A 26,572-nucleotide genomic window follows, 5' to 3' on the forward strand; every position below is an offset into this window, starting at 1 on the left:
TGAGCATCATACAATGCCCGGTGAAGGGAGGCATCCACCGCATCAGTTCAAGTTGCTGCCTGGAGCGATCTATAACGTTGCGACGTTCATGCCGGCATGGCCGGGACGCCCGGTCGAGAACATGGAGCATGATTTTGACCGACTGGATAACGCAGATGATCGAGCAGATGGGTTACGTGGGTATCGCGCTGCTAATGTTCCTGGAGAACTTATTCCCACCTTTGCCATCTGAAGTCATCATGCCAATGGCCGGTTTCACCGCTAGCAAGGGCACGCTCGGTCTGACCGGGGTTCTCGTCGCGGGGACAGGCGGAACTCTCGCTGGAGCTTGCTTCTGGTACGCCGTGGCTCGCGTAGTAGGGGACGAGCGGTTGAAAAAATGGGCTTACCACCACGGACGTTGGATCACGCTGCAGCCGCAGCAGATCGACGAACTGAAGGCTCGCTTCGAGCACCACAGTAACTGGGCCGTGCCACTCGGTCACCTTGTGCCCGGGGTCAGAACGCTCATTTCAATCCCAGCAGGCATTTTTCATATGAGTATCAGCCGCTTCATATTCCTGACGGCGCTTGGAGCCGGGCTTTGGACAACGGCTTTGGGTGTTGCCGGTTACATCCTGGGCACCAAGTTCGATGCTATCGAGCGTTACCTCGGCCCTGCAAGCACCTTGATCATGGTTAGTATTTTAATCGTCTACATCTATCGCGTGTCGACCTTCAGAAAGAGCTGATCTCCCTATTAAAAAACCTAGTGGTCAAGGTCTGACAGAAGAGTCCTGAAGTGGATTCCCGAAGTTTGCCGGTTGTGCGATAAGGGTGGATGCGCAGCGGTATCTCAATCAGCCTTTCCCCATCCGACCGAGACCGGCTCGATCGGATCATCAAGGACCGCAACTCGGCGCAGAAGCATTCATGGCGCGCCGAGATCGTGGTCCTGACGAGCGAGGGTGTCGGCACCAACGAGATCATGCGGCGAACTGGGACTTCGAAGACCTGCGTATGGCGATGGCAAGAGCGCTTCATGCAAGAAGGAGTCGAAGGACTGCTTCGCGACAAGACCCGTCCGTCGCGGATCCCGCCCTTGGCTCCCGAGGTGACCGACCGGGTCGTTGCTCGGACGCTCGAAGATCCGCCCGGCGAGACCACCCATTGGACGGCGCTGATGATGGCGAGCGAGGTTGGGATCAGCGTCAGTTCGGTGCAGCGGATCTGGCGATCTCATGGCCTGCAACCCCACCGCGTTCGCCAATTCAAGCTATCGAATGATCCGAAGTTTGTCGAAAAGCTTCGCGATGTCGTCGGGCTATATGTCTCGCCGCCCGCGCACGCGATCGTGCTGTCATTCGACGAAAAAAGCCAAATCCAAGCGCTCGATCGCTCGCAGCCTGGCCTCCCGCTCAAGAAGGGACGGGCCGGAACCATGACCCACGATTACAAGCGCAATGGCACAACCACGCTCTTTGCTGCGCTCAACGTGCTCGATGGCACCGTAATCGGCCGCAACATGCAGCGGCACCGTCATCAGGAATTCATCCGTTTTCTGAACCTGATCGAAGCACAGGTGCCCGCAGGAAAGGCGATCCACGTCATCCTCGATAACTACGCCGCCCACAAGCATCTCAAAGTGCGCGAGTGGCTCGGCCGGCACCCGCGCTTTACCTTCCACTTTACGCCAACCTCATGCTCATGGCTGAATGCCGTTGAGGGCTTCTTCGCCAAGCTGACCAACCGCCGTCTCAAACGCGGCGTCTTCCACTCGCTCATCGACCTCCAGGCGGCCATCAACCGCTTCCTTGCCGAGCACAATGAAAGCCCAAAGCCATTCGTCTGGACCGCAGACCCAGATAAGATCATCGCCGCCGTCAGGCGCGGGCATCAAGTGTTAGATTCCTGCCACTAGCACCGGATTTTTTGAGGTCACAGGTTGATCGGAACTCTCGAAACAGACGGACAATGTCCTCGCCGTGCTTACGTATCGTCCACCGGGTCTTTTCCGGCAGGAGAAGCAGATCCTCGGCGGTTAGGCATCTGTATTTCTTTTGGATGGCCGTCTGTTTTATCGCGCCGAGGGAATACGCGCTCGGCCAACGTCACTGCGGCGAGCAACAAAAGCGCAAGCGCGGTCCCTGCCGTTACCAAGACGTACTGCCCGGCTCCGGCGGTGATCCCTACCGCAGCCGCCATCCACAGGCTGGCGGCGGTGGTCATGTTCCGCACATCCCCTCCCTCACAAATATGAGACCGCCTGCAATGAACCCTATTGCCTGCGCGAGACCTTGAATGACGCGAACGGGATCACCTTCACCATGGTGCTCCACGAGCTCCAGCGCAGATAAGGTGAGCATGCCGGAACTGAGTGACACGAGGCCATGCGTACGAAGACCGGCATCATGGCCACGCCGCTCTCGTTCGAAACCAAGAACCAGACCCAACACCGTGGCCAAGCCGAGTCTCGCAAGGGTCGTGGTCACATCATCTTCAAGCATCTTCCGTCCGTTTCAAATCGGATCCATTAGATATAACATATTACGCCACGCTCGTGACTGATATGCAGCCTCGCGTGATCTTCGACTCCGGCTGCTTGGTCAACGGTGGTAAAACAATTTTGCTCCAGCAACCACCCGCCGCCAGCCCTAACCCTGCTTCTTCATAAGTCTCCCGGCCGCCCCATGCTCTGCGGCCAGGTTACGATTATAGGCGTGCGGCATACGAAGCTCTCCATCGTAGCGCGTCCATGATCCCATCCACTGCCTCCATGCTGGCGAACCGGTCCTGGTTTAGCCCAGCCCGGGTCGGGTGGCCGCTTACTCGTGCAGAAGGCGTCCCAGATCGTCCATCGCCAGGTCCGGAAGTGCGCCTTCGTCGAACGTGCGCCGAATAATCGCGCGCCAGATCAGCCCGATCGAGCCGGGATGAAGGGCTCTTTGCCCCAAGGCGTACTCGGCGCTTGCCGCCACTGCGGGCTTCGGCAGAGTTTAGCGCCATCGGGCTATACGTAAACACGGTTGTGATCTGCCCCCGCTGAGTGGCCCAGAGATTATGATAGTCTGGACCACGAAAGGGACGACGAATGCCGAGCAAGAAGCACAAGCCGGAAGAGATTATCGGCAAGCTGCGTGAAGTTGAGATTGTGCTGGCACAGGGAGCGAGCACGGCCGAAGCCTGCCGCCGGATCGCGGTCAGCGAGCAGACCTATTATCGCTGGCGGAAGGAATATGGCGGGCTGAAGACCGACCAAGCGCGGCGGATGAAGGATCTGGAGAAGGAGAACCAGCGGCTTCGCCGTGCGATTTCCGATCTGACCCTGGACAAGCTGATCCTGCAGGAGGCGGCAAAGGGAAACTTCTAAGCCCCGCGCGGCGGCGACGCTGCATTGATCATGTGCGACGAGAGTTTCCGGTATCCGAGCGACGGATATGCCGGGTGCTGGGTCAGCATCGATCGACGCAGCGCAAGGTGCCGCGCGGGGCGGATGACGAGCAGGCGCTGACGGAGGACATCATCGCACTGGCAAAGCAATATGGTCGATACGGCTACCGCCGGGTGACGGCGTTGCTGTGCCATGCGGGTTGGACGGTGAACCATAAGCGGGTCGAACGGATCTGGCGGCGTGAGGGGCTGAAGGTTCCGCAGCGCCAGCCAAAGCGCGGGCGTCTATGGCTCAATGACGGATCGTGCATCCGCCTGCGGCCGGAATATCCGGGACATGTATGGGCGTACGACTTCGTCGAAGGGCGCACGCATGATGGCCGCAAGTTCCGCATCCTGACCATCATCGATGAGGCCAGCCGGGAGTGCCTGGCGCTCGTCGTGGCGCGTCAGCTCAAGCATGAGGATGTTCTGGCGGCCTTAGCCGACCTGTTCATCTCGCGCGGCCCTCCGGCACATATACGGTCCGATAATGGCAGCGAATTTATCGCGACCGCCGTCCAGCAATGGCTGGGGCAGATCGGCGTGAAGACGCTCTACATCACACCGGGATCACCATGGGAGAATGGCTATAACGAAAGCTTCAACGGGTCGCTTCGCGACGAACTGCTCAACGGCGAGATATTCTACAGCCTCGCCGAAGCCAAGGTGCTGATCGAAGCTTGGCGGCGGCATTACAATCCTGCTTCATAACACCCATCTGTCTATGTGGTTGAAGAAAATAGGCTTCGTTGACTGGGATGTGATCCCGTGGGGTATTTTGGATTTTGCCGCGCGCGTTTTGCAAGGTGGTGGGCGGCTGATCCGTCGAGTTCAGTGCGACTGAAAATCCATGGTCCTTCTGGCAGAGGGTGGATGCCTTCGATCTCGCAGGCTTCGGCGGCGATCCGGAGGGTTTTAGGAGCCACGCCGACGTGGCGGGCAGCCTGGCTCAGGTTAAGCCACGGCGCGGGGCCGTCGGTGACTGTGCGGAAGACGGGGATCCGGTGATGTGATCGCAGCGCGGTGACCCGCTCGCGAGTCCAGCGGTTGCCGTGTCCCGTCACCAGCCCGTTCCGGTTGAGGATGCCGGCGATCAGATCGTCATTGGCGATGAGAACCAGTTCGCGCACGGCGGCAATGATGTCGGCCGAAGTGCTGTTGCGCTGTCCCTTGCGACGCTTGGGCAGCCGCAAATCGGTGTGGATGCCGCCGACCCAGTGAATCAGTAAAACGATCTCGGATACGTCGTCGTCAATATCGGCGATCACCTCCTGGATGAGGGTGCGCACGATGCGCTTCTTCACACGCGTATCGGAGTGTGGGGCGTTCCACACGGCTTCGAGTTCGCCAGCAAGGTCATCGATATCCTTGAGCGGCGGCAATGGCGGATGCGTTGCCGAGGCGTCGTGCGCGACAATCCGGGCTTCCACATCGCCTACACGCGTGAGGGCGCGGTTCCATCGCGCTTCCAGTTCGGATGCCACCAGTCGGTTCTGCGGATCGGCGGCATCGTATTGCCGAAAAGCTCGGTCGGCGGCGTAGCGTGCCGCCTCGAGATCGCGCATCAACACGTCACGAACCTGATCCCGGCGGCCGGCGGCCTGTGCTTCGGCCTCAACCGAGGCGGCGATCGCTCCGGGTTCAAGGACTTGCAATAGCAATTGCTCGATCGCATCGTCGACCCGTAATCCGCCGAACGCGATGCAGCGCGGCTCGCCGTTGTCGAGCAGTCCCTCCAACACGAATAGCGTGGGATATCATGCCCGGCGCCGGTGTATCTCACCGTCAGCTTGCGTCCGCACCGTCGGCAACGGATGAGCCCGGCGAGCAGAGCGTCGCCATGCTTGGCGGCTCCATGATGCCGACTAGTGGGAACATTATCGCTCACCATCTTGCGGATATCCTCCGAGCGCTCCCAGCTGACATAGCCTTCATGAGAGCCAGGGATGAGCGCCAGCCACTCATCTCGTGCTTTGCGACGGCTCCTCGATCGCATGGTAGTGCCATCATATCCGGTTGCAGCACGGCTTTTACCATAGGCATAGGCTCCGCCGTAGATCGGGTTCTCGATCATCCGGTGAATGGTAGCATAGCTCGGCCTACGCCACACGACATCGCCGTTGTTGCGCTTTGCGGGCAGATCCAGCCCATGCTCGATGAACCAGAGCAGTGCCTGCCGTGCGCTGCCAAGTTCGGCCACCTTGTCGAAGACAAGGGTAATGGCTTCCTGGATGCGGCGGTCGGGATCCTTCTCGATCCGGTCGCCAGCCTTCACGAAGCCAACCGGGGCGGCAACGATCAGTTCGCCGCGCCGGGCCTTCTCGTAGCGGGCCGAGAGCGAGCGCTGGCGCAGGAGGTCCAGCTCATACTCGTTGAGGCTGCCCTTCAGGCCGAGCAGCAGCCGGTCATTGCCCTGGCGCGGGGCGTACACGGTCTCCTGGTCGATCAGAACCGTATCGACGACCCGGCACATCTCGATAAGCTGCTGCCAGTCGCGGCTGTTGCGCGCGAAGCGTGAGACTTCTCGCGCCGCGACCGCGCCGACCTTGCCGAGACAGACCTCGGCAACCATCCGATCGAAACCGGCGCGCGTCACGCCGCCTGCCGCGGATCGACCAAGATCGTCATCGACCGTCTCGATGTGCGACCAGCCCAGCGCTGTGAGACGGTCACGCATGGCGTATTGCAGGGCACTGCTCTCTCGGTTGTGGAGGACCTGATGCGCCGAGGACTGCCGCACATACAGGATCGCCTTGCGGTCGAGATGCTGTGGCCCAATCTTCTCACAGATCATCACGCACCTCCCGCTGTTCCATGACGGGATCGTTGACGTGGTCGAGCAGCAGGCGCACGATCAGCGACGTCAATGTCTGGCGCGTCTGCGCTGGCAGCGTGTCCCATCTTGGTGTCGGGGTTATCGCGGAATTGCGGGGACAGGAAAACAGATCGAGCTGCAACACCTTGGACTTGTAAGCCATTGAGACCTCCCGAATGTGAGTCGTAAGGGCTCGATGCTGCGCTCAAAACCGATAATGCCGAAACCGGCTTTGCCGTTCGCAAAAGCTTGGCCAGTGCGCTCAGCGCGCCGACGTCAACCTGGGGCGACGCGCCTATGCGCGTCAGGGCGCAAGCGGCGTGGTCGAACATCCATGCAGGAATCTCGAGCCACCGGTCCGACGTCGCTCCCGTCTTGCTGCAGCGAAGTCTATCCTGACCCGCCCGCACGACCTTCTCATGAACGTGAACACGACACCCTGACCAGGGATGCCAGCGATAAAGAACTTCTCGAACTTCGGTCCCGTGGGCGTTGCGACGCCGCGTTGTACAACACCGTCCGCCCGCATAGCAGTCTGGGATACCGACCACCGGCACCGGAAACGGCGACACCGCCATATCCGGCCTCCGGTTCCGCTTCGCTCCACCTCCGTCCGGATATGGCGGCGATGGGCTTAATCCACTAACAAACCAAACGGTCCACTCGGTGGGGGCAGATCACTGGACGTCCTGATCAACAACGCGGCGCGGCAGGTCAGCCAGACATCGATCCTCGACATTACCACAGAGCAGTTCGATACGACGCTCAAGACCAACGTCTACGCCATGTTCTGGCTGACCAAAGCCGCGATACCGTTGATGAAGCCGGGCTCGGCAATCATCAATACGACGTCTGTAACCGCTTACGATCCGCCAGAGAACATCATCGACTATGCCTGCACCAAGGCGGCGATCATGAACTTCACCAAGGGCCTCGCCAAGCGGTTGGCCAGCAAGGGCATCCGCGCCAATGGCGTGGCGCCGGGGCCTGTCTGGACGCCGTTGCAGGTCACTGGCGGGCAGGAGCCGGAGACGCTGACCGAATTCGGCGCCGACACGCCGCTGGGCCGGCCCGGGCAACCGGCGGAACTTGCCCCGTTGTATGTCGCGCTTGCCGATCCCGCGTTCAGCTACACGACGGGCCAGATCTTCGGCGCGACCGGCGGCCGGGGCGGGCCGTGAGCCTTGGACGACAAGCATGAAGGAGAAGGAAGATGCCAGCAAAGTCCGCAGCACAGCAGAAGGCCGCTGGCGCGGCCCTGTCGGCCAAGCGCGGCGATACGCCCGAAAGCAACCTGAAAGGCGCGTCGCGGTCCATGGAGAAATCCATGAGCGAGAAAGAGCTTGAAGCCATGGCTTCAACCAAGCGCAAGGGAAAACCCGAGCACAAGCGCAAGAGCGACTGAAGCGCCCGGGTCACCCGAGTGTCGCTACGGCGTGCGTCAGTACCGGACAGGCAGAATCCGGATCGGGATTGGCATGTCCAAAGGCACCCATCCTTGCGAAGCAATCAAATCGCCGCTTTCTGCCGGATGACGGCCACGGCTGCGATCGAGCGACCAAGTGATGTGAAACGTGCTTCCATCCGGGCGATCGGTTTCGCCAGCGATGGCGACGATCATCGTCTGCAGCCCGTTTCCGTCACTGACCACGCCAACGATGTTGCCCTTGTTCTGCGAGGGCAGGCAATCGTGGCCATCCGCGCCCAATTTCAAAGTGATGTGGTCGGCTATGACATCGGGCCACTCTGGAGGAAACCGTTCCAACAACGAGCTTCTCTCCTGCGTATCAAGCTTCCATCCAATCACGGACATCGTCCCATCCTCGGTCTATTTTCGATACAGGCATCAATGCGCTATCCTGTCTATGCAGTTCCCTCGGATTGATTCATGTAAAGATATCTGGAACACCAGAATCGTCTGCGCGTGTCGCAGCCATTCCTGCGGGCGGCACCGGCGATGGCCTTAACTTTTGGCAGTGACCGGAAACCGAACGCGGAGAGGGATCTTCAAAGATTAAATGCAGCCGCAGGTGCCCACTATGCATAAGATTCCGACGAACGATCAAAGCCTTCGACCCAAGCCCATCGCCTCACTCACGTTGGCGGAAGAGCAGCGCCTTGCAGAGGTCGCCAGTCGGCCCGCGCGCAAAGATGACGGCAGGCGCTTTGTGGTGCCCGTCTTCCGGAACTGAGCACTGCTCGCACCATGGCAACCCGGTTACGCCCGGCTCCCGCGTCAACGCATGGTCGAAACGATTTGCGATCAGGCCTCAGTTTGTCTTTCAAGGAATTTCTGCGCTCGCCGCTCGGCGTGGGATCGGCGTTTCCCGCTTCGCGTTGTCTGATCCGACGAATGCTTGCGCCGATAGACTGGAATAATGCCTGCTGGGTGGTCGAGTACGGCCCTGGCGCCGGAGGATTTACTCGCGCCTTGCTGGACCTACTGCCGGACCAAGCAAGGCTCGTGGCGATCGACACGGGAAAGTGGTTCATACGCGGGCTAGAAGAAAACCTCCCCGACGAGAGACTGTACCCAGTGGCCGGGTCCGCTGCCCAGGTACATTCGATCTTGTCTTGCTTGGGCATCGAGCAGGTCGACTGCATCGTCTCCGGCCTGCCGTTCTCTACGTTGCCCCCATCGGCGGCGAGGAAGATCATGGACGACAGCCGCGCCGTGCTTGCTCCCGGTGGCCATTTCCTGGCCTATCAAATGCGCGACGCGATCGCCCCGCTGCTTCGCGAACGCTTCGCCAAGGTGGAAACCGGATTCTGAATGGCGGAACGTGCCACCGTGCCGGCTCTACTGGGCGACCGGCGTTCTTTGACCTATTACTCGAACGGATAGGTTTCGGGCACGCTCCGGTGATGTTCGGGACCCAGCGGAGTGACCGCCCGAGTCTCATCGAACCAGACGAAGGCGTCAAACTGCTGGGATAGTGTCGCCTGGCTGTAGTGGCTCCATAGTTCCGTGTCGGGGCGGTAAATGACGCCGATGAAGCGCTCGAGCATCGGCTCCGACAATCGACGGCACAGCGCCGTGTTACGCTCGGGCGAAAGGTCGACGAGGCACCTTGGGACTCCGCTATTATGGAACTGTCGCTCGTAACTGTCCCGGCGAGACGGGTTGACGCGCTTGATCTCCACGTCGCCGTCCCAGTCGGTCGCGGCGGCCACCGTGCCGCAATGAGTGCCGAAGCCGACGAGCGCAACCGATTCGCCCCAGCGCTCCCGTGCGAGCTGGCCGATGTTATGTTCACCCCGAGACATGCCCATGTCGGTGTAGCGTGCGTCCCCGATGTGGCTATTGTGCGCCCATACGATCGCTTTCGCATCCGGTCCCTTGGCCTCAAGCAAATGCTCGAGCGTCTGGAACATGTGCGTATCACGCAGGTTCCAGCTTTCCGATCCGCCGTAGTACATGATCCGGTAGTACCGCTCGGCCGATGCCACTAGCTTGGCATTCTGCGCGGCATCGAGGAAGTCGTCCTTGTCACGCTCCGCGTAATCCAGCCGCTTGGCCAGGAGGGCCCGGCACTGTTCGATCACCGCGTCCACGCACTCGGCATAGCCCCGGCTCAGGGCGGCCCGGCCATAAGTGGCGAGGTCCTTCTGCCATGGCATTAGGCATCCATAGCGTTCGCGGGCGATCCGGGCCGCATCCGGGTCGACCCGATCGAGGTAGCCCAGCACGGCTCCGATCGAAGCTGACATTTTGTAAATGTCGAGGCCGTAGAAACCCGCTCGTGCCGCCGGATCTTCCACCCCGCCGTTATGCTCGCGCAACCACGCGACCAAGGCCTGAACATCAATGTTGCGCCACATCCATGTCGGGAAGCGCTGGAACGAACGCTCCGCGCCACCGCGCTTTTCGCGCAGGCGGACGTACCGATCCACGCTGGCGGCATCGGGCCCGTCTGCCTCGACCGCGACGATGGTGAAACCATGGTGGGCGACCAGATGGGGTAATCGCCGCGCGCGCCTGGTAGAACTCGCTGGTGCCGTGGGTCGCCTCACCCAGCATAACGACCCGGCGATCGGCAAAGCGATCGAACAGGACGCCGAATGCCGGATCGTCGAAAGCGGGCAGCGGTTCGGCGGCCTTGGCTATCATCTGCGGCCGAGTCAGATTGCGCGACGCGCCCGGCGCATGGTTGCTTGCCGCCAGGCTCCCGTCCTCCAGCCAGCCTTCGGCCCCGATCAGCGGCACGAACTTCACCGCGCCCAGTATTTCGGTTTCGAAATGATCGGTGCCGATGCGCCTTACCTTGCACAACATCTGGTTCCCCAGATCGCCCACCGGAACGACCATGCGGCCCCCAGGCGCCAGTTGTCGCTTCAGAGCGTCGGAGATGGCCGGCCCGCCAGCCGTGACCATGATCGCGTCGTAGGGGCCCGCGTCCACCCAACCTGTCGTGCCATCACCGACGTGGATGTCGACGTTGTCGTAACCGAGCGCCGCGATCCTGCAAGCGGCAAGCCTGGCTAGGGCTTCGTATCGCTCGATCGCGGTCACCCGTCCGGCAATGCGGCTGGCGACGGCGGCGGCATAGCCAGAGCCGGCACCCACCTCCAGCAAGCGGTCGCCCTCCCCCACCTCGGCCGCCTCGATCATCAGTGCGACGATGTAGGGCTGCGAGATGGTCTGTTCTTCCTCGATCGGAAGCGCGGAATCATCATAGGCGAATTCCTCCAAGTCCTCGCGCACGAAGCGTTCGCGCGGAACGGTGCGCATTGCCTTAAGCACGCGCCTGTCGTGGATTCCGCGCCGGACAAGCTGGGTGTCGACCATGCGGCCGCGAAGCACCTCGAAGTCGGGCAACATTGTGTTTACGCCTTTCTCTTTGTCCGCCTAGGACGCCACTCCTGACGCTATTCCGCTCACGTCTCACCGCGCAGCCAGTCGGCCAGAGACAGCTCGGTACTGGCCGAGGTCTGGGCGCCCATCGAATTGGCCATGATCTCCAGCGCCCACCGCTCGCGCTCGGCGCGTTCCGCCGCCACGGCGTCCGCAGGGACCCACAGGGCATAGTCGCGCATGTGCGCATCGGCTGCCGTGAACAGGACACATATGTCCGCGGCTACGCCGGTAAGGACCAGTTTCGTCACGCCAAGCTTGGGCAGCAGCACCGGCAGGTTCGTTGCGTAAAAGCCCGAAAATTGCGGCTTGAACACGAAGAAGTCCCCGTCGCTTGGCTTAATGGCGCGCGCTACGGAGTTTCCCGTTTCGAGGACCTCATTGACGATCTGCGCCCGTTCGGAATGCCATTGGCCGAAGTTGTCGTTTACATAGATCACCGGCAGGGCGCACGCTTCGAACTGCCTGCGCAGCAGGCCTATCGTCGTTGCCGCCTCCAGCGCCCTGGGCTCCAGTTGCGGGGCACCGGGAAAGTCGAAGCGGTTGATCATGTCAAGGATAAGGAGCGCCGCCCCGCCGCCCGGCTGGCCGTGCTCGGGAGCCTGCGTATTGCTTGAACGCTCCTTCACCGTTGCGAGCCCTCCAATCTATATGACCCCGGCTACATCGCCTTGAGCATGTCGATATGATGCTCGACCACCGGCACGACGTCGGCGGCCACGGCCTTGAGCGGCCCCGAGGTGCCGTCCTTCGCATAGGCCCTGTGAACCGCCAGGGCCTGCTGATGGGCACTCTTTTGCTGCGCAATATATGCAGCATCCCGCGCCGTTCCGCTTTCGGCCTTCAGTCGTGCGATCATCTCCGTCTGCGCCGGAGTGAGCATGGGCGGTGCTGCCTTGATCCTGGACTTGGCCGCGGCCGCCTTGACTTTCGCCGTGCTCTTGGTGTGGTCTGCAACCATCATTGAGGCGAAGCTCTTCACTGCAGGGTTACTGGTGGTCTGAAGGACCATCTCACTCGACTGTCGCTCGTAAAGATCGCTGGCACCGGCGGTCTTGACGAACTCGCTCGGGGTCATCGCCTGCGCCATCGCGGGCGATGAGAACGAAAGGAACACCGGCGCCAACAGCGCGGGCATGGTCAGTAGCAGCTTGTTCAAGATACCTCTCCTTCAATGATCCGTTCGGTCCGGCTTCAGTCTGCGAGGGCGGACTTAAGCTTCTTGACCGCGTAAGTCTCCGCCTCCCAGGCACCACGCACGATCTGACCCATGCCGAAGAATTCGTGGGTGACGCCGGGAAAGGTGCGCTGGTCAACCGTGACACCGGCCGCCTTGAATGCGCTTGCAAGCGTTTCTCCATCCGAGCGGAGCGGATCGATTTGCGCATTTATGACCGTCACCGGCGGCAGGCCCTTGAGCGACGCCGCGACGAGGTTGATGCGCGGGTCCTGCTGGTCTGCCTGCGAGGCAGAGTAGTAATGACCGAACCATTTCAGCATGGCTGCATTGAGCGGCTTGGCATTAGCGGAGTCGGTCCGCGAGGGTAGGGTCATGGAACTGTTGGCGATCGGATAGACCGACAGGATGTGGACCGGCAGCGCCAGCCCTCGTCGCGTGCCCGGATAGCTGTCGCCACCGCGAGATTGCCGCCGGCACTCTCGCCTGCCAGCGCGATCCGCCCGGCATCACCACCCCAGCTGGCCGCATTCCGCAACACCCAGCGATAGGCCATCGCCGCATCGTCGTACTGCGCCGAAAACTTGAACTCGGGTGCATGGCGATATTCAACCGAGATGACGATCGCGTTGAGCTGCTTGGAAAGGAATCGCGGGGTCGCATCGTACGTGTTCAAATCCGCGATGACCCAGCCGCCGCCGTGATAATACACGATCACCGGGAGCGTTGCCGTGCCGGCGTTTGCCGGGCGGTAGATGCGCGCAAATTGCATCGGATCATCGCCGTATGGCACGTCTTTGGTCGTTACGGTGGGATCAGGCGCGGTCGACATGCCCTTCTCCCGCATCACCGCCTTGGCGGCATCGGCGGCCGACGGCTGGAGCCGGGCCTTGAGCGGCGTGAGTGTCTCGACCGGCTTGGCGCCGAGAGCCATAAACTTGTCGAGTACCATCTGCATGTCAGCGGCAGCGGTCGCCGGAGCCGCAGTCACCGTTGGTGGTGGGGCCGGCGGCGGCGCGGCGGCGGAGGAAAGGGACTGCGCAAGGCATGGCATGGTAGCCAAGCCCGGGACCGAGGGAAGGCATGATGCGTAGGCAAGCGTCTTCGTAAGCGGCACCTTCTACCTTTCGTTTCTGCATGGCGGGCTCAATGCAATGCTGACGGATCGACATGCGTGCGATCAGGGCAAACCGTTGACTTCCTGAGTGCCGGTTCGCTGTTCCTGTTCGAGCTTGTCGGCATGCCAGATGTTGCGACCGACGAATGTGACGATCACGATCAACAGGATGACGGCCACCGTGATCGCACCCATGATACCCAGCCGCCTGCTGCCGGGCTGTTTCGGTTTTCTGCCGCGACGCGGTGCCATGGTGCTGCCTCTCGGTCCGGTTTCTCTAATCTTCGAAACCAAGGTTGGATTACCAGGAAAGCCGAATTCCATTAAGCGGTTCCGCTCCGCTCTCATAACAAACGGATTTCATGTGTTTGTATAAAGTGGGTTAGTATAAAGTTTTGGCCTGCCCCGCGGCATGCGCCGTTCCACCGTTCAAAGAGCACGAAATCTGGTTGGGAACTGCCGACCCGTTCGCTGCGCCATCGCTCCGGTCGCGCCTCCTCAGATGGAGAATCTTGCCTGTGAAACGCAGGGAACCACGCTCCCTGAGATCGCCCATTACTCGATTGACGTGGACGGGTGTAAGGCCGACGATATCCGCAATGTCGTGTTGCGTCAGCGGTACGGTACAACTGCCGTTCGCCACCCTGCCTACTTGCGCCATGCGGTCGTAAATCTCCTCCATGAGCGCCTCGACCCGTTCGATCGCAGTCTTGCGCCCCAAACCGACGATCCAGTCGGTCTGACGGTTGAAGGTCCTCATGACTTCGCCCAATAGCTGCATCACACCCTGTCCGGGCTTTGCATGGACCGTCGCCAGCGGAATTTCCGAGACCCGCACCTCGGTCAGCGCCATGACCGGCAGGTCGGCGCGGCCGGCCAACATCCAATGCGCCTCGCAATAGTCGCCCGGCAAGAACAGCGCCGTGATCTGCCGCCGGCCCTCGGGAAGTACACGATACCGGCATGCCCAGCCTTCCTGGAGCTGGTAAATGGTGTCCTGAACGTCCCCACTGCGCGCCAGATGATCATGGCGGCGAAAGCTGCGAATATTCTCGGCAGGCTGAATAGACTTCATCGAGTCCCTCCAATCTCCCCCCAACGAGAAGAGATTACTTTATCCAGCCGCAGCAAAAATTAACATAGTTTGTCCCGGCACTACGTTAAAGACGAAATGCCCCCAGGCTGCGATAGACACTCGGCACCTCCAGCTTCGGGGGCCTTTCACTAACCAAGGTTAAACAACCGGAGCTCATCATCGGGTTTGGAATAGAGTCTCTGAACGCAGCCAGCGAGGAGGACCCTTTCATGAACGCAATCGACAAGGACGACCGGGGCCCAACCCCAAAGGAGCCGTTCGAAACCCCCATGGTACTTTTGGTGACGCCCGCCCCGACGAATTCCACGATTCGCGCGCCAGGCCCGGCCAGAAACCCGAAAAGGTCGAAGACAGACCATTCGTCGGCGAGGTAAGACCCGAAGATTATCCCGCCCAGGAACGCAAGGACGGTGACATTACCCGCTGACGCGGTCCTGCCAACTTCATCGAGGAAACGCAATGGACGATATCCGTGGCGACGCGCCGCTGACTACATCGAAACACCGCCATCTCACGGGCGATGCCGCACAAACGGGCCTCGAGGCGAAAGGCGGCAGTCTGATCTCCCGCTCGGTCACGATCAACCGGCCGCGCGAGGAACTTTACGCCTTCTGGCGGGACTTTTCCAACCTCACCACCTTCATGGAAAATATCCAGCGCGTCGATGAAATCGACGGACGGACAAGCCACTGGGTGGTCCTGGCACCGGGCGGGCGCACCGTCGAATGGGACGCAGCGATCACGCGGGACGTGCGCGGCGAATGCATCGCCTGGGCCTCCGCCGAGGGCGCCGACATCGCCAACAGCGGCAGCGTGGAATTTCGCGATGCCGGCCCGCGCGGCACTGTCGTCACCGCCACCATCGACTACGCTCCGCCTGCGGGCCTGCTGGGCAGGGCGATAGCGAAGCTATTCCAGCGCGAACCGGCGATCCAGGCCCGACGGGATCTGCGGCGCTTCAAGCAGCTCATGGAAACCGGCGAGGTCGCCACAGCCGCGCGCACCCGCACGCAATTGATCGAGGAGACCGCCTGATGCGCGCCCTGAGCTGGCACGGAAAGCACGACGTGCGCGTCGACACCGTCGACGACCCCGAAATTCTCAACCCCGCGATGCGATCATCAAGGTCACGTCCACCGCGATCTGCGGGTCGGATCTGCATCTTTACGATGGCTACATCCCAACGATGAAGGGCGGTGACATCCTTGGCCACGAATTCATGGGCGAAGTCGTCGAGACCGGTCCTGGCTCGTCGCTCAGGAAAGGCCAGCGCGTCGTCGTGCCGTTCACCATCGCCTGCGGCAGCTGCTATCACTGCGGCAAACAGCAATATTCTGCCTGCGACAACGGCAATCCCGCCGATAACCAAGACATTGCGCAGGAGCTTTACGGCCATCCCATGTCCGGCCTGTTCGGCTACAGCCACATGACCGGTGGCTATGCGGGCGGTCAGGCGGAATACGTGCGCGTGCCCTTCTCCGACACCGGCCCGATCGTTGTGCCCGACGAGATCGAGGACGACAAGGTTCTGTTCCTCTCCGACATCCTGCCGACCGGCTGGCAGGCTGCGGAAAATGCCGGGATCGAGCCTGGCGACACGGTGGCTGTTTGGGGCTGTGGTCCGGTCGGCCTGTTCGCGGTGCAGTCCGCGTTCCTCATGGGTGCGGAGCGAGTGATCGCAATCGACCATTTCCCCCACCGCTTGGAGCTGGCTAAAAAGTTCGGGGCCGAAACCATCAATTTCGAAGAAACGAAAACGTACGATGCGCTGCTGGAGATGACGGGCAGCATCGGCCCCGATGCCTGCATCGACGCGGTCGGCCTGGAAGCGCACGGCTTCTTCGTCGACAACGTGATCGACCAGATCAAGGCCTCCTTGTTCCTGGGCACCGATCGGCCTCACTCGATACGCCAGGCCATCATCGCCTGTCGCAAGGGCGGGCGCGTCTCTATGCCCGCAGTATACGGCGGTTTTGTCGACAAATTCCCGCTCGGCGCCTTCATGGAAAAGGGGCTGACGCTCAAGACCGGGCAGACCAACGTCCAGCGCTACCTGCCGGGGCTGCTCAACGCCATAGTCGAAGGCAAAATCGACACCACCTTCCTCATCAGCCACCGCCTCCCGCTCAGCCAGGCACCCGAGGGCTACAAGATGTTCCATGACAAGCAGAACGAGGTCACCAAGGTCGTGCTCAAGCCCGGCCTCGACCGCGTCGCAGCCTGAGGAGAACCACCGTGAGCAAGCCATTCGCCATCGTTACCGGTGCCTCGACCGGCATCGGCTTTGAACTTGCGCGTCTGGCCGCGTAGGCAGGCCACGACCTGCTGATCGTGGCCGACGAGCCACTGATCGAAGCGGCCGCCCGCGACCTGCGGACGCATGGCACCGACGTTAACGGCATCGAGGCAGACCTTGCCAGCACCGCACGTCGACAGGCTGCTGGAAACGGCCCGCGGGCGCACTATCGGCGTGCTATGTACCAACGCCGGGCGGGGCCTTGGTCGCGCCTTCCTCGATCAGAACGTCGCCGACTGGCGGCGCGTGGTGGACACCAACATCGTCGGCACCACGTATCTGATCCAACGCATACTGCGCCAGATGGTGGATCGCGAAGCCGGCAAGGTCCTCGTCACGGGCTCGATCGCCGGGTTGATGCCCGGAAGCTTCCAAGCCCTCTACAACGCGGCCAAGGCCTATATCGACAATTTCACGATGGGCTGCGCAACGAGATAAAGCACAGCAAGGACGTGACCCTTACCACGCTGATGCCCGGCCCCATCGATACCGAGTTCTTCGAACGGGCGGACATGCTCGACACCAAAGTCGACACGCAGGATAAGGATGATCCGGCGAAGGTCGCGAAGAACGGCTGGGAAGCGCTGCTCACGGGCAAGTCGCACATCGTCTCGGGCTGGACGAACAAGGCGCAGGCAGCGATCTCGCACCTGACGGCCACCGCCACGCTGGCGGAAATGCACCGGAACATGGCAGAGCCAGGGACGGCGAAACCTGACCATGAGGGGTAGGCGATGGCTTGCCTGTCTCGCCTCGCTCAATCGTTCCGGTCCCACCGGGCCAGCAGCCTGCCCATCGGGCCTCGCAAGTACGTTACGGCCTCGTAGCCGCGCAGCGATGCTTTTGCCCAGCGCAGGTACAAGCCGGGCCAGCAGAGCGTGCGTGCCGCCGCCAGCATGCGATGACTTCCGGCGCTAATCCAGCGGCGAGCGCGATAGGTCAGCTTGCGCCGCCACGGCAGGTCGCGCTCACCCGGCGTCACGCGTTTGCGCAAGGTCAGCGCGGGCGGTGCGATGCGTAGGCGATAAGCGAGCCCTTCGCGGCGCTGGCGCAAGCCTGCGGCCTGCGTGCCGGCGATGAACTCGGCGTCCACCGGCTCCAGCGAAAGCCGCCCATCGGCCATCGCGGCGGCGATCATGTCGTGAAGCTGGCGGTTGCGCGCGATCACCACGTTGCTGCCTTTGCCATCGGACGAATAAGGCTCCACCCAGGCGTCTCCGAAGGCGATGTCGGCGGTTTCGGAGACCACGTCGTCGCAATAGTCGCACGCCGCGTTCTGGAAGAAGCCCGCGCCCCAATCGCCATCGACCAGATGCCACCAATCGCGCCAGCGGGCACTGCCGTCCGCCAGCGTCAGATGCGCGGTGTACCAGTTGGCGGGTCGGTCCGGGTTCTTGCGGCGATACTCCACGGCGCGCACCTCCGCGATGGGAGCGCCCAACTGCCAGGCCATACTTTCCACGAAGGCCGCGCTTTTCATGTGACCGCAGAACAGGCCCAGGGTGTAGGCCACACGCTCGGCGATCACCGGGTCGTGGGCGCGCAGCAGGTGAACGGCTTTCATGAAGCACGGCACCCCGACCACGGCGTACCGACCTGGCACGGCGCGGATTTCCTCCAGTACCGCGGACAGATCCACCGGGTAATAGCGCGACTTTGCCCCTTCGCGGATCTGGGCGGCGTCGCGCGAGATGCGATAGCGAAAGAAGCGCCCGTCGATCAAGGGATCGGCGGGTACTACATGCGCGACGCCGTCGATCAACCCGCACCGCAGCAGTTCGGCGGCAACCCAGCTGACCATGCCGCCCGAACTACCTTCGGCGCGAAACCCGCCTTGCGCGACGTGGCCGACACAGGCGCTCTCGAACCGGCCGGTCCGCGCATCGCGGAACCGCGCTTGAGGAAAGCGGTCGGCCGCGATGGCGTCTTCGTCGGCGGCCGAGGGGAGAACGGACAGGTCCGCGCGAACGTGGCGGACGGTTCGCCCGTCCACCTGCCGACCGGCCCCAGCTGGCCATAGTGGTCCCACTCCATGCCGCCCCTGCCCGCCGCGCAGGCACCGCAGCCGATGCACAGGCCCGCCTCGCTGACGTCGCGCGGCGCCAAGGTGGGTTCAGGCAAGCGCCGCGCCAAGGTATGCGCCGGAGATGATGCGCATGGCGGCGATCCGATCGCCGATCGCCGGATCGAGCGGATCGCCTAGCAATGCGTCGTACGTGGGCGGTGGCACCTCCGACCCGACCAGGTGCCGTTCGGCCGAAAGCGATCGCAGCAGGTCGCGCACTTTATTGAAACGATAAGGCGACGGCGCACAGACGAAGGGCCGCTGGTGGTGCAGCGCGAAGACGCAGCCGTGGAAGAAATTGGTCGCCACCGCATCGGCGCCGGCGATCAGGGCGGAAAAGGCTTCGGGGCCCGACTCGATCCGCTGCTCGTCGGCCCCGTCGTTGCGGTAGCCGATGCTCACCACGCGCCGGCCGGTGGCCTGCGCCCAAGCGCGCACACGATAGGCCAGCCAGGCCGGAAAGCTGTGCCCGTAGACCGCGACGTAAGGCCTCTCCTCGCCCAGGGACATAATCCGGGGCGGCGGAAACTGGAGACACGGATCGAGCACCAGTTCCGGCTTCACGCCGACGCTGTGCCGCACGATTTCGCGGCTGTTCTCATCGCGCACGGACAGCCAATCGAAGCGGTCCAGCCTGGCTGCCCAGACCGGGTCGATGCCCTGCGCCGCGTCGTGGTTCCCGAAGCTCGCGGCATAGGAAATCAGACGCCGCGCACGCAGACGATCGCCGAAAAAAATGGGCTTGTGGCCGTACCAGGGGTGGCGAAAGTTCCACACCTCGTCACTTCCCACCACGACGGCGTCGTATTCACCGGCCTCTTCGGGATGATCGAGCGAGAATCGGCGCGATTGCGGCAGGCGGTCGAAGGCGGTGAGGAACCTGCGTGCCTTGGCACCGTAACGCGCAAGGTCGTCGCGGCGGGTGCGCACCGGAAGCTGCGGGTTGAAGGCGCAGCGCCACTCCGCGCTGCGCACCTGCACGCTGTCGTGATCGAGCAGTTCGGCATCGTGCCCCATCGCCTTCAGCCCCTCCACCAGGCAGCGGGCCTGCCAGTACGAGCCGTAATTGATGCAACGATGGAAGGTGAGGACGCCGACGTTCATGGCTAGCGCCCGTAGATCCGGTCGAGCACTTGCGCGCTGCGGACGAACTGCTCCGCCTCGGGATCGAACGCGGCGGAACGCGCGAGCTGGCGCGCCCAGACGGCGGCGGAGCGCGCGCCCCATTCGTCGGGAGGATCGACGAGGCGGGTGACGGCAGTGCCCTCAAAGCGGTCGACGGTGAAATCGTAAAACGATCCGCCGATGTTACGCAGCGCCGTGCCGCCCTTGGTGCCGTAGAACGCCGCCTCGATGACCGCATCGCGCCCGGCATTGAGCCGCCACGAACAGGCAAGCCGCACTTGCGCGTCCCCGGCAGCGAATTGCGCCGTGGCGTAGTCCTCCACCTGCCCCGCCCCCAGCGGGCGGCCCCCGTTGGTCAGCCGTGCATCGACGTTCGAGACGGGTGGGAAACCCAACGTCCACAACGCGAGATCCACGAGATGCACGCCAAGGTCCACCACGCAGCCCCCGCCGGATTCAGCCGGATCGTAGAACCACGGCTTGTCCGGCCCATAGGCGTTGTGAAAGGTGAGATCGACGGCGAAGACATCGCCCAATGCGCCCGAACGGACCAGTTCGGCGACATGACGCATGCCCTCGGTGTGCCGATACGAAAGATCGACGCCGAGCAGGCGGTCTGCTGCCCTTGCCGCATCGACGACCGCCTGCGCCTCGGTGGCTGTGCGGCCCAGCGGCTTCTGACAGAACACCGCCTTGCCCGCTTCGAGGGCGCGAATCGCCTGCTGCGCGTGCAGCGCGCTCGGGGTGGCGATCACCACCGCGTCGATGTCGTGCTGCAGCATCGCTTCCAAAGTGCCGACCCGCCAGGCGTCGGGCGCGAGCTTCTCCGCCTCGGCCGCGCATGCGAAATCGGGATCGCAGAAGACGCCGGCATCGATCGCGCCGATCGCCAGCATGGCTTCCATCCGGTGGCGGCCGATCCAGCCGGTACCAAGGAAACCGACGCATGGTCGCCGCGTCTCGACGGCCGCCTGGGCGTGATCGCCGGTCATGGTGATTGCCTCGCTCATGCGAATGTCACCAGCGCCTTGACGAAGTTGCCCGGCTTGTCGCGCGTAGCATCCAGCGCCTCGCCCAGTTTCTCCAGCGGATAGCGGTGCGTATAGAGCGGTGTGGGGTCCAGCCGCCCGTTGGCCACCGCCTCTACCGCTTCGCGCAGGCCCCGCATCTGCACGCGCGGGTCGCGTTCGTGCGCGTTAACGACGTCGATGCCCTTCCAGTTCCACATCTGCATGCTCACTTGCCGGGGGCCGTCCTGATGGTAGCCGGCAACGACAAGCCGGCCGCCGAAGCCCACCAGTTCCCCCGACAGGTCGAGCGGCCACTGCTTGCCAACGCATTCGATCACGCGTTCGCACATCGCCTCTCCGGTGAGCGCTCTAACCTGCTCGATGATGGCCCAGTGATCGTGCATCATGATCGTCTCGGCCGCGCCGTAACGCGTCGCCAGATCGAGTGATTCCTGCCGCCGAGAAATGGCGATCACCCGCGCGCCGGCATCGCTCGCCAGCTTGGTGAGGACGGCGCCGAGAAATCCGATACCGACAATCGCCACCGTCTGGCCGGCGCGGATGTCGCTGCGACGCAAGATGTTGAAGGCGCAGCCCAGCGGCTCTCCGGGAAACGGCTGGCCCTCGAGCTGCGGGGGCAATTTGATCGCCATGTCGGCCGCCGCGATGTCGTATTCCGCGAACGCGCGGTAGGAGAACGCGGCCACCCGGTCCCCTGGCGCAAGGCCGCAGACACCCTCGCCCACGGCATCGACCACTCCCCAGGCTTCGTGGCCCAGGCCACCCGCTTCCCCGGGTAGTTCATCCATCCCTGCCCGGCCCACGGCTCCAGATTGGAAGCGCAGACGCCGCAGCCTTCGACGCGGATGCGGATTTCTCCGCGGCCGGTATCGGGCCGTTCCACCCGGTCGATCCGGATCGCTCCGGGCGCTTCGAGAACCGCAGCAAGCATCATGCATTCATCTCCTGAAACCGATCAGACATCGCGCGAATTGTCGTGGTCATGACCGCATCGAACCAAGAAATGGCCGCGACCCTGCGCGAAAACATCGCCCGGCTCACCGCCCGGCAGCGTGACGAGGCGCGGCAGGGCCCGCGCAGCGAGCGGGTCGCCGGGTGCATCACCGCGTTCACCGGCTCGATGGCCTTCGTCGCGCTGCACGTTGTGGTGTTCGGGCTCTGGATCGCGATCAATCTGGGCGCGGTGCCGGTCATTGCACGTTTCGATCCCAGTTTCGTGATGCTGGCCATGGTCGCCTCCGTGGAGGCGATCTTCCTGTCCACGTTCGTGCTCATCAGCCAGAACCGCATGGCCGCTGCCGCCGACCGCCGTGCCGACCTGGACCTGCACGTCAATCTGCTGGCCGAGCACGAACTCACCCGGCTGGCGGGCCTCGTCCAGCGTATCGCCGAGAAACTGGACATCACCGTGGACGACTCGCAGTTCGAGGAGATCCGCAAGGACATCCAGCCCACGCAAGTGCTCGACGCGCTCGACGAGCGCAGGCGCGAGGAGGGTTTGGAGCACTGATATCTCCTGATGTCCCGCGCTCATTTGGCTTCGGCTTCGATGAAGGCGATGAACGCGGCATGGGCCTCGTCATCGGGCATCTGCACGGGGGATGCTTGCAGAACCAGGCGGCGGCGGGGTGGATCGGCCCCGCCAGCCCGCGTGTCTGCGCCAGCTTGGCACAGCGGATCATGTCGATGGCGACGCCTGCGCTGTTGGGGCTGTCCTCCACCGAAAGGCGCAGTTCCAGGTTCATCGGCACACCGCCGAAAAGCTGGCCTTCCATGCGAAGGAAACACACCTTGTTGTCGTTCTGCCAGGCGACGTAGTCGCTGGGGCCGACGTGGATGTTCTCGTCCTCGATCCGTATTTGCGCGACGGACTGCACCGCCTCGGTCTTCGACTCCTTCTTCGAAGCCAACCGCGTGCGGTTGAGCATGTTGAGGAAGTCGGTGTTGCCGCCGGTGTTGAGCTGGTACGTGCGATCCAGCTTGACGCCGCGCTTCTTGAACAGGTCCGTCAGCACCCGGTGGACGATCGTGGCACCCAGCTGCGCCTTGATGTCGTCACCGATGATCGGCACTCCGGCGCGGGTAAAACGCTCGGCCCATTCGGGATTGCTGGCGATGAAGACTGGTATGTTGTTGACGAAGGCAACGCCCGCCTTCAGCGCGCATTCGGCATAGAATTCGCTTGCCGCCTGCGAGCCCACAGGCAGATAGTTCATCAGCACGTCGGCCTGGCTTGCGCGAAGGGCGGCGACGACTTCGTCCTGGGTCGCTTCGGGCGCATCGGCCACGCGGAAGGTGCGTTCGTCGGGGTAGTCGGCCATGTGATCGGCCACGCCATCGAGTATGCGGCCCATGCGGACCACGGCGCCGGTATCGTCTACTTTTTCGCAGAATACCGTCGTGCAGTTGGGCTTGGCGTAGATCGCATCGGCGACGTCGCGGCCCACCTTGCGCTCGTCGACATCCCAAGCCGCCACGATGTGAATGTCGCTGGGGCTGTAGCCGCCCAGATCGTAATGGGTCAGCCCGACCATGTCGTTGGCGCCCGAACGGTAATGCTCGATCCCTTGCACGAGCGAACTGGCGCAGTTGCCGATCCCGGCGATTGCGACGTTGATGCCATGGCGGTCGGGTGAAAGCATCAGACCAGGCTCCGTTCGGCACTGAGACGTTCGTCCCGGTCGAAATTGAGGGGGACAACTCGGGCGTGCGCAGCATGGCCCCGACCGGCACGGCAGGCGCCTCAATCCCCATTCCGCCATCACCCGCCGGGGCGTAACGGTCGATCATCCAGGCGCAGAAATCGGCAAACGCCTGAGGATCGCGGGCCGGGCTGGTGTGGTGCGGGGCGAGGCCCAGGTGCTCGGGCGTAAAGCAAAAGGTGACGGTGACGTCGAAGTCGGCCAGCGCCTCCATCTGCCGATCGAACCAATCGACAGCATTGGGCCGGAAGCTGTCTGCCCACGAGAGGCCCGTGCGAATGCGCCGGGTGCCCAGCTGCTTCATCCATGCGACCGCTTCGTCCAGGCGCGGATCCTCGAAGTGGAACCACTGCATCAGGCCGATCTCTGCCGCGTGCCGCGCATAAGCATCCAGCGCGGGTTTGGGCGTGCCATCCTCGCGGATCAGGCCGAGATGGAAGTGGCGGTAGTACGAAGAGCCTTCCGCCTCGCGGTGGCGGGTTTCCGCGCCCCAGCTCATCGGCAGGTCGAATAACGAGTACCAGAAAACGCGGAGCGACACGTCCTTGAGCAGCGCAACGGTGCGCTCTAGCCCGAATACCTGCACTTCATCCGCGCCGAACGAGCTGACCCCGACTTCGGTAACCCAGACCGGCTTGTCGGTGACGGCCTTGATCTCGGCGATCTTGTCAGGCCAGGCGGAAAGCCGCCAAAGGTTCCAGTCGAGCGGGAATCCATGCACTGCCACCACGTCGACCACGTCTAGCGCGCCGTGGCCTTCCATGCGCCGCAGCCAGTGAGGGTCGATCGGCGACATGCCGCCCAGCACGCGGGTCATCTGCGGGTTGACCGCGCGAATGGCATCGCCGGCGCGGATCACGTGCTCGGCGAACAGCGCCCATTCGGGATCAAGCGCCGGGTCCCAGTGCGACTTGTTGTTTGGCTCGTTCCAGAGCATCGCCGCTTCGATCACCGCGGTTCCCCTTTCGCTGGCTGGGTTGGATAGACTGCCGCGGGGCCATACTTACCGTAAGGTACAGGCGCGGTGCGGCACAAGTAAACGTCCGCTTCGGGGTGCGCCTCGATCGTAAAGCCAGCAGCGCGCAACATCGCCTGGCTGCACGCGGCGTTGGGCGCCCACCAGTTGGTCCAGTCGTGCGCGAATTCGCGCTCGATGAAGTGCATCTTGGGATAGCCTGCGTCGCTGAAATAAGCGGGCGGCTCGCAGGTGCCGGGCATGAAGAACGGGTGGTCCGTCGGCACCTCGATCACGGCGTCGCCGCCCTGCTGCATCGTCTGGAACAACATCATGTCGCCCGCCACGTTCTCGCGGATCAGGTCGAGTGCCAGCAGCGGATGGCGCAGATGGTAGAGCACGCCCATGAAGATCACGAGGTCGAACGTCTCGCCCAGCGCCGCCACGTCGTAGACGGACAGGTTGCGAAACTCGATGCCGTCGAAACCCAGTTGCTCGCAGGCGAAGCGGGCTTGGGCGAGGTAGCGTTCGTCGCTGTCGATGCCGACGACGCGCAGAGCCCCGCGCCGCTTCATCTCGACCGAATAGAAGCCCGCGTTGCAGCCGATGTCGAGCACCGACTTCCCCGCCATTTCCTTGGGCAGCACGTGCGCGAAGGATTTGAACTTGAAGCTGGGATAGTCGCCCAGGAAATGTTCGGGCGCAGTGCTTACGCCCCCGAGGTCTATGTTGTGGAACCAGGGACCCAGCGCTTCGATGCTGTCGCGCAGCCGCGCCGTGTCGTCGTGATGAGAAGCCGCAGCCTGGCGCAATCGTTCCTCCACTACCTGAAATGCCGAAAAGCGCGCCACAGGGGAGCCGCCTGTGCCATGGCACTGTGTTACAGAGCGGCAACGATCCCTCTTCTGCGATGTTCCGAGCATCTACAAAGACTGGGCTTTTTCAATTAAAGTTATAAACAAATATTATAATTAGCCTCAGTTCTTCTCAGTTGATAGCCCTCGGGATACCGCACCGCCGTCCGGCATTCATCGCTGCATGACAGACATGCGGCAGTGGATCGAGGCGATGCGGGCTGAACGCTACGATGTCGCGTGGTCGCTCGCCGCGAAGATTCTTGGCGAGCGCGACCCCGCGACGCGGGATCAACCGGGTGCGCCGTATCACCAGCGATGGGTCTGGGACGGGCGTGACTTCGAAGGCCGGCATGTTCTGGTCCGATGCTATCACGGCCTTGGTGACACCATACAATTCGCCCGTTACCTGCCGCTGCTGGCTGACTGCACTGCTTCGGTAACACTCGAAGCGCAACCCGGACTGGTCCCGCTGTTGCGTGATGTTCCAGGCATTGCGGTGGTCCCATTCGATCCGACAGCCCCCCTGCCCGCCTTTGAATGTGACATCGAGATCACCGAACTCGATTTCGTGCTGCGGATCGCGCCTGACGCGACGCAGCCCGCCTATATAAAGGCGACCCGCGCCGTCCTGCCGCGCGGCACGATCGCCCTGTGCAACGGCGCGGGCGGCTGGGATGCCGGGCGCGGCATACCCGAAGCGCTTTTCAAATCGTTATGCGCCGCCACACCGTGCATTACCATGATGCCGGGTCCCAGTGCGCTTCCCGTGCTCAATCCGACCGGCTGCCCATTGGACATGGAGGTCACCGCCTCCCTGCTCGCAGGCGCCGAACTGGTCATCACGGTCGATACGATGATTGCGCACCTGGCCGGTGCCTTGTGCAGGCCGACTTGGCTGCTGCTCCAGGCCGAGCCCGACTGGCGCTGGAATCCGGGCCGGCCCGACACCCCGTGGTATCCGACGATGCGCCTCTACGCCCAGCCCGAACCCGGCGACTGGGCCACGGTGATCGCCGCGGTCGAGCGCGATCTTACACCTCATCTGGCTAAGACAACCGAAAGGTAGCGCG

Annotated in this window: 16 protein-coding genes and 14 pseudogenes; 12 read left to right on the forward strand and 18 right to left on the reverse strand. The window is 62.8% G+C overall.

Translation table 11 applies throughout. From position 1 onward, the window contains the following. Positions 1-128 precede the first annotated feature (128 nt). Positions 129-731, forward strand: coding sequence for a DedA family protein (locus tag KZO24_RS26535; RefSeq protein ID WP_486488109.1), 603 nt, complete (start codon positions 129-131; stop codon positions 729-731). Positions 732-820: 89 nt separating this feature from the next. Beyond that, positions 821-1,900 (forward strand): IS630 family transposase, encoded by a 1,080-nt coding sequence (locus KZO24_RS26540; RefSeq protein WP_486486303.1) that lies wholly within the window; start codon positions 821-823, stop codon positions 1,898-1,900. A 68-nt stretch (positions 1,901-1,968) separates the two neighbouring features. Here the strand turns inward: KZO24_RS26540 and KZO24_RS26545 are convergent. Both KZO24_RS26545 and KZO24_RS26550 read right to left on the reverse strand, forming a co-directional pair. Continuing rightward, positions 1,969-2,486 (reverse strand): annotated as a pseudogene (locus KZO24_RS26545) (MgtC/SapB family protein). Between the two features lie 147 nt (positions 2,487-2,633). Continuing rightward, positions 2,634-2,975 (reverse strand): annotated as a pseudogene (locus tag KZO24_RS26550) (site-specific integrase); the annotation flags it as partial. 95 nt (positions 2,976-3,070) lie between these two features. Here KZO24_RS26550 and KZO24_RS26555 point away from each other — a divergent pair. Continuing rightward, positions 3,071-4,110 (forward strand): annotated as a pseudogene (locus KZO24_RS26555) (IS3 family transposase); the annotation flags it as partial. A gap of 23 nt (positions 4,111-4,133) precedes the next feature. Here the strand turns inward: KZO24_RS26555 and KZO24_RS26560 are convergent. Continuing rightward, a pseudogene (locus KZO24_RS26560) lies at positions 4,134-6,205 on the reverse strand (recombinase family protein). Further along, positions 6,195-6,389, reverse strand: coding sequence for a hypothetical protein (locus tag KZO24_RS26565; RefSeq protein WP_069709770.1), 195 nt, complete (start codon positions 6,387-6,389; stop codon positions 6,195-6,197). The pseudogene KZO24_RS26560 and the gene KZO24_RS26565 overlap by 11 nt, the downstream one beginning before the upstream one ends. A gap of 345 nt (positions 6,390-6,734) precedes the next feature. Between KZO24_RS26565 and KZO24_RS26570 the strand changes: the two are divergent. The 3 genes and pseudogenes from KZO24_RS26570 to KZO24_RS26580 form a co-directional block, all read left to right on the forward strand. Continuing rightward, positions 6,735-6,872 (forward strand): annotated as a pseudogene (locus KZO24_RS26570) (IS3 family transposase); the annotation flags it as partial. Between the two features lie 16 nt (positions 6,873-6,888). After that, a pseudogene (locus tag KZO24_RS26575) lies at positions 6,889-7,407 on the forward strand (SDR family oxidoreductase); the annotation flags it as partial. Between the two features lie 32 nt (positions 7,408-7,439). Further along, a complete protein-coding gene (locus KZO24_RS26580) occupies positions 7,440-7,631 on the forward strand; it encodes a DUF3008 family protein (RefSeq protein WP_486488110.1) in 192 nt (63 codons plus the stop codon). Positions 7,632-7,667: 36 nt separating this feature from the next. On the opposite strand, the gene KZO24_RS26585 is transcribed toward KZO24_RS26580, so the two are convergent. Further along, a complete protein-coding gene (locus KZO24_RS26585) occupies positions 7,668-8,039 on the reverse strand; it encodes a hypothetical protein (RefSeq protein ID WP_486488111.1) in 372 nt (123 codons plus the stop codon). Between the two features lie 462 nt (positions 8,040-8,501). On the opposite strand from KZO24_RS26585, the gene KZO24_RS26590 reads away from it, so the two are divergent. Then, complete coding sequence (locus KZO24_RS26590) at positions 8,502-8,999, forward strand: class I SAM-dependent methyltransferase (protein ID WP_486488112.1); 498 nt, start codon at positions 8,502-8,504, stop codon at positions 8,997-8,999. A 56-nt stretch (positions 9,000-9,055) separates the two neighbouring features. Here KZO24_RS26590 and KZO24_RS26595 read toward each other — a convergent pair. The 6 genes and pseudogenes from KZO24_RS26595 to KZO24_RS26620 form a co-directional block, all read right to left on the reverse strand. Further along, a pseudogene (locus tag KZO24_RS26595) lies at positions 9,056-11,015 on the reverse strand (protein-L-isoaspartate(D-aspartate) O-methyltransferase). A gap of 89 nt (positions 11,016-11,104) precedes the next feature. Beyond that, entirely contained in the window at positions 11,105-11,710 is a 606-nt protein-coding gene (locus tag KZO24_RS26600; RefSeq protein WP_486488113.1) for a cysteine hydrolase family protein, read from the reverse strand. Between the two features lie 32 nt (positions 11,711-11,742). Beyond that, the gene (locus KZO24_RS26605) at positions 11,743-12,240 is read right to left on the reverse strand and encodes a DUF4142 domain-containing protein (protein ID WP_248006173.1); all 498 of its coding nucleotides are present in this window, start codon (positions 12,238-12,240) and stop codon (positions 11,743-11,745) included. Positions 12,241-12,275: 35 nt separating this feature from the next. Further along, positions 12,276-13,312: pseudogene (locus tag KZO24_RS26610) on the reverse strand (alpha/beta hydrolase). 126 nt (positions 13,313-13,438) lie between these two features. Continuing rightward, entirely contained in the window at positions 13,439-13,627 is a 189-nt protein-coding gene (locus KZO24_RS26615) for a hypothetical protein (RefSeq protein WP_486488114.1), read from the reverse strand. Between the two features lie 130 nt (positions 13,628-13,757). After that, the gene (locus tag KZO24_RS26620) at positions 13,758-14,450 is read right to left on the reverse strand and encodes a Crp/Fnr family transcriptional regulator (protein WP_486488115.1); all 693 of its coding nucleotides are present in this window, start codon (positions 14,448-14,450) and stop codon (positions 13,758-13,760) included. A gap of 480 nt (positions 14,451-14,930) precedes the next feature. Between KZO24_RS26620 and KZO24_RS26625 the strand changes: the two genes are divergently transcribed. The 3 genes and pseudogenes from KZO24_RS26625 (at position 14,931) to KZO24_RS26635 (ending at position 17,498) form a co-directional block, all read left to right on the forward strand. Beyond that, positions 14,931-15,506, forward strand: a complete 576-nt coding sequence (locus KZO24_RS26625) for an SRPBCC family protein (RefSeq protein ID WP_486488116.1) — start codon at positions 14,931-14,933, stop codon at positions 15,504-15,506. After that, positions 15,506-16,695: pseudogene (locus KZO24_RS26630) on the forward strand (zinc-dependent alcohol dehydrogenase). The gene KZO24_RS26625 and the pseudogene KZO24_RS26630 overlap by 1 nt, the downstream one beginning before the upstream one ends. A gap of 98 nt (positions 16,696-16,793) precedes the next feature. Next, positions 16,794-17,498 (forward strand): annotated as a pseudogene (locus tag KZO24_RS26635) (SDR family NAD(P)-dependent oxidoreductase). A 26-nt stretch (positions 17,499-17,524) separates the two neighbouring features. Here the strand turns inward: KZO24_RS26635 and KZO24_RS26640 are convergent. From KZO24_RS26640 to KZO24_RS26655, 4 genes and pseudogenes are all read right to left on the reverse strand, one after another. After that, positions 17,525-18,801: pseudogene (locus tag KZO24_RS26640) on the reverse strand (Coenzyme F420 hydrogenase/dehydrogenase, beta subunit C-terminal domain). A gap of 79 nt (positions 18,802-18,880) precedes the next feature. Then, positions 18,881-19,936, reverse strand: a complete 1,056-nt coding sequence (locus tag KZO24_RS26645; protein ID WP_486488117.1) for a polysaccharide pyruvyl transferase family protein — start codon at positions 19,934-19,936, stop codon at positions 18,881-18,883. Between the two features lie 2 nt (positions 19,937-19,938). Further along, a complete protein-coding gene (locus tag KZO24_RS26650; protein WP_486488118.1) occupies positions 19,939-20,967 on the reverse strand; it encodes a Gfo/Idh/MocA family protein in 1,029 nt (342 codons plus the stop codon). Beyond that, positions 20,964-21,919, reverse strand: a pseudogene (locus tag KZO24_RS26655) (MDR/zinc-dependent alcohol dehydrogenase-like family protein). The gene KZO24_RS26650 and the pseudogene KZO24_RS26655 overlap by 4 nt, the downstream one beginning before the upstream one ends. Before the next feature lie 72 nt (positions 21,920-21,991). Here KZO24_RS26655 and KZO24_RS26660 point away from each other — a divergent pair. Beyond that, positions 21,992-22,498, forward strand: a complete 507-nt coding sequence (locus tag KZO24_RS26660; RefSeq protein WP_486488119.1) for a DUF1003 domain-containing protein — start codon at positions 21,992-21,994, stop codon at positions 22,496-22,498. A gap of 20 nt (positions 22,499-22,518) precedes the next feature. Here KZO24_RS26660 and KZO24_RS26665 read toward each other — a convergent pair. From KZO24_RS26665 to KZO24_RS26675, 3 genes and pseudogenes are all read right to left on the reverse strand, one after another. Beyond that, a pseudogene (locus KZO24_RS26665) lies at positions 22,519-23,630 on the reverse strand (inositol-3-phosphate synthase). 124 nt (positions 23,631-23,754) lie between these two features. Further along, positions 23,755-24,642: pseudogene (locus tag KZO24_RS26670) on the reverse strand (glycosyl hydrolase); the annotation flags it as partial. After that, on the reverse strand, positions 24,639-25,457 hold the full coding sequence (locus KZO24_RS26675; protein ID WP_486488120.1) for a TIGR04290 family methyltransferase: 819 nt from the start codon (positions 25,455-25,457) through the stop codon (positions 24,639-24,641). The gene KZO24_RS26675 and the pseudogene KZO24_RS26670, both read right to left, overlap by 4 nt. Positions 25,458-25,692: 235 nt before the next feature. On the opposite strand from KZO24_RS26675, the gene KZO24_RS26680 reads away from it, so the two are divergent. Continuing rightward, positions 25,693-26,568, forward strand: coding sequence for a glycosyltransferase family protein (locus tag KZO24_RS26680; RefSeq protein ID WP_486488121.1), 876 nt, complete (start codon positions 25,693-25,695; stop codon positions 26,566-26,568). Positions 26,569-26,572 lie beyond the last annotated feature (4 nt).

The organism is Novosphingobium sp. NFX11 (assembly GCF_057376415.1).

Bases quoted from the DNA above. Each gene is read 5' to 3' on its own strand.
- KZO24_RS26585 (WP_486488111.1), bottom strand. From the start codon at position 8,039: ATGTCCGTGATTGGATGGAAGCTTGATACGCAGGAGAGAAGCTCGTTG.
- KZO24_RS26660 (WP_486488119.1), top strand. From the start codon at position 21,992: ATGGCCGCGACCCTGCGCGAAAACATCGCCCGGCTCACCGCCCGGCAG.
- KZO24_RS26645 (WP_486488117.1), bottom strand. From the start codon at position 19,936: ATGAACGTCGGCGTCCTCACCTTCCATCGTTGCATCAATTACGGCTCG.
- KZO24_RS26565 (WP_069709770.1), bottom strand. From the start codon at position 6,389: ATGGCTTACAAGTCCAAGGTGTTGCAGCTCGATCTGTTTTCCTGTCCC.
- KZO24_RS26580 (WP_486488110.1), top strand. From the start codon at position 7,440: ATGCCAGCAAAGTCCGCAGCACAGCAGAAGGCCGCTGGCGCGGCCCTG.
- KZO24_RS26620 (WP_486488115.1), bottom strand. From the start codon at position 14,450: ATGAAGTCTATTCAGCCTGCCGAGAATATTCGCAGCTTTCGCCGCCAT.
- KZO24_RS26650 (WP_486488118.1), bottom strand. From the start codon at position 20,967: ATGAGCGAGGCAATCACCATGACCGGCGATCACGCCCAGGCGGCCGTC.
- KZO24_RS26625 (WP_486488116.1), top strand. From the start codon at position 14,931: ATGGACGATATCCGTGGCGACGCGCCGCTGACTACATCGAAACACCGC.
- KZO24_RS26540 (WP_486486303.1), top strand. From the start codon at position 821: ATGCGCAGCGGTATCTCAATCAGCCTTTCCCCATCCGACCGAGACCGG.
- KZO24_RS26535 (WP_486488109.1), top strand. From the start codon at position 129: ATGATTTTGACCGACTGGATAACGCAGATGATCGAGCAGATGGGTTAC.
- KZO24_RS26680 (WP_486488121.1), top strand. From the start codon at position 25,693: ATGCGGCAGTGGATCGAGGCGATGCGGGCTGAACGCTACGATGTCGCG.
- KZO24_RS26615 (WP_486488114.1), bottom strand. From the start codon at position 13,627: ATGGCACCGCGTCGCGGCAGAAAACCGAAACAGCCCGGCAGCAGGCGG.